Here is a 2,755-nt window from a genome sequence, read left to right as displayed (position 1 = left end):
ACATCCTTGCCAGGTTCCTCATAACCCCGATGATGCGCTGGGCGGAACGCTTGGTTGCCCGGAGGCTTGGAAGGGCATGACATTCAACTGGCGCTGGGACTTTACGTGGGAGATCCTGCCACAGTTGCTGTGGGCTACCCTCAACACGTTGATTGCGGCCGGGATCGGGTATTCAATTGCTCTGGTCGGCGGCCTGCTGCTCGCGCTCGCTCCCCTCGACGACCGCCTTCAGGATTAAGATCCAGGATTGTCTTCCGGCGCGGCTGAAGGCATCGGAGACACGAAAATGCCGGCTGAGGCTCAGGTCTCTCGCGTTGCGAAGATGCTCCCCGTGCCCTCCGCACCATTCCACCGATCTGCTCAGCCGTATTAAGTCATCCGTTTCAATGGTGCTCGTGCACGCAGGATCTCTGCGCCTGGGCGGAAAGTTTTGCAGCTGCAACGCTCAAGAGCTGCGTTCTTCGCAGAAAGGAGCACTTAAAATGGCCTATCATACCTGATGCAAGCGTTTCTTGCTCGAAGTGCAAGGAAGAACGCCCATCGCCGCCGAGAGGCGCGCGTTCAACAGAACAAGAAAAGGGAACAAAATGGAACGTATAATCAAGATTTTTCTGAGCATTGGGCTCGTCGTCGTTGGTCTGACGGCGCCCGCTTACACAGGTGATCTTGCTGATCGCGCGGCAAGCGGCAAGACAATTCGTCTCGGCTTTGCTTCCGAGTCGCCACAGGCATATCCTGGTGAGGGCAACAAGCCTCTGGGGTACGTAAACGCCATTGCCGAAGGGGTTCTTCGTTCAATGGGTTACACCAATATCGAGCCTGTGGTGACCGATTGGGGTGGGTTGATCCCGGGGCTGCAAGCCGGCCGGTTGGATTTAATTACAGGTGGCATGTATATCAATAAAAAGAGGTGCGACAACATAACATTCTCGGAGCCTGTTTCCAAAGAAACAGATGTCTTCATGGTGAAATCCGGAAATCCGGAACAAATCACTACATACAAGGATTTGGTGACGAAGAGTGCGACCATGGTGACTGGGGCAGGCTACGCTGGCATCGAGATCGCTAAGAAGCTGGGCGTGCCCGCATCGCAGATTATGGAGGTTCCAGGAGGTACCGAAATTCTTGCGGCAGTGATCGCTGGTCGAGCAGCCGCTGGAGTGACGTCTTATACAGTCGTCCAGGATATCGCCAAAAAATCTGGAGGGAAGGTGGAGGCCACCAATCCCGCCTTGATGCCGGAGGAATCGTCCGCTTGGATAGGTATCGGATTTAGGAATTCAGACAAAGATTTCGTGGCAAAATTCAATACCGAACTGAAGCGCTATCTCGGAACGCCTGAGATGATGAAGGCTGCGGCAGAAGATGGTTACGACGAGAAGGCGTTGCCAGGCGATACAACAACAGAATGGGTCTGCGCTCATCGCTGAAAACTTGTGTGCTAGAGGTGGGCGACTGCCTCTAGCACAGCCAATTTCATCAGCAGCCGCTCTGCGAAAAACCAGGGATGACATATCGGAAAGTACGAGTTGAATCCGGAAACGGATCGTACGCACGGAGAACTTTGAGATGCCTAGTGAGACTGCGTTCTACACCACTCACGTTGAGCCATCATATCCTGCTGTGGCAACTGAGACCGTCATCGGATTGATAACCCCGTCCAACGACGTCCTCACAGAGCTTGAATTGCGCAGAATGATGCATGATGACGGCATCAGTTTCTGTGCCGCCAGGATGAAGCACCACGAGCCCAGTACGGTCGAAAACCTCTACCGCCATGTTGATGAGATCGCTAAGGTTGGCGAGCTATTCGACCCGCCAGGTGTCGTCAAAGTATTTGCCTACGCCTGCACATCGGGATCAGCCATCATCTCGCAGAAAAGGCTGGAAGAGGAGCTACAGACAACCCGACCCGGGGCCTCCTTAACCTCACCGATGACAGGAGCTTTGCGCGCCTTCGACAGGCTCGGGGTGAAACGCATCGCCATGCTCACACCTTATATCGATCAGGTAGGCGCTGTCGTCACCGAGGCCCTCAGCAGGTCGGGTATTTCGGTCTGCGCGTCTGCTTCATTCCACTGCAAAAACGATTCCGACATCGCCGGACTTTCCCCGGAAAGTATCTTCGAGGCCTCTTGCTCGTTCGATTCTTCTGAGGCTGAAGCTCTTTTCATCCCATGCACCCTCCTTCGGACTTCAAGCATAATCGACCGCCTGGAGGCGCGCCTCGGCAAGCCAGTGATAACTGCAAACCAGGCTATGCTGTGGGACGCATTGAGGCTCGCGCAATATGGGAAGCCAATAGCCAGCCATGGCCAGCTCCTGATGCTGTAATCTTCAAGGGTGCTAGATAAGTTCTCAAATTGCCAAACCCGCCCTTTTGAACCACCCCGGGCAGTGGAACCGCGGCCAACTTGCCGTTCGAGGTTCGGCTCCAGAATAGCTGAGTCCGGCTCACAAACGGCCAATATCAATTAGGCCCGAGCCTCTGCAAGCCGCCCTAATGCTCTGCAGGCCCGAAACGCGCAAATGCGAAGGAGCCTCCCTAATGACTCAGCGAAAGCCTGCGCTTCTTTTGACCGGCTCGGATCGGATAATGGGTAAACTGGAGGACTTTGATGTCGAGCGCAGAAGTGATCAAGAATTTCATCGATGGGGAGTGGAGAGATTGTTCGTCCGGCAAACGGATCGAGGTTGATGACCCTTCAAACGGAGAGACGGTAGCGGTTATTGCAGAGGCAGGACCTGAAGAAGT

The 2,755-nt window shown here is 54.6% G+C and carries 2 protein-coding genes and 1 pseudogene; all 3 read left to right on the top strand.

The annotated features are described in order from the left end of the window. Window positions 1–238 (top strand): annotated as a pseudogene (locus EN851_RS36825) (hypothetical protein); the annotation flags it as partial. Between the two features lie 349 nt (window positions 239–587). Beyond that, entirely contained in the window at window positions 588–1,430 is an 843-nt protein-coding gene (locus tag EN851_RS34045) for a transporter substrate-binding domain-containing protein (RefSeq protein WP_135931037.1), read from the top strand. A gap of 139 nt (window positions 1,431–1,569) precedes the next feature. Continuing rightward, window positions 1,570–2,334 (top strand): hypothetical protein, encoded by a 765-nt coding sequence (locus tag EN851_RS34040; RefSeq protein WP_135931036.1) that lies wholly within the window; start codon window positions 1,570–1,572, stop codon window positions 2,332–2,334. Window positions 2,335–2,755 lie beyond the last annotated feature (421 nt).

This window comes from Mesorhizobium sp. M8A.F.Ca.ET.208.01.1.1 (assembly GCF_004791315.1).
In the GTDB taxonomy this organism is placed as follows: Bacteria; Pseudomonadota; Alphaproteobacteria; order Rhizobiales; family Rhizobiaceae; genus Mesorhizobium.
The sequence above is the reverse complement of the archived record's forward strand: the minus strand, read 5'-3'. Positions and strand labels throughout refer to the sequence as shown.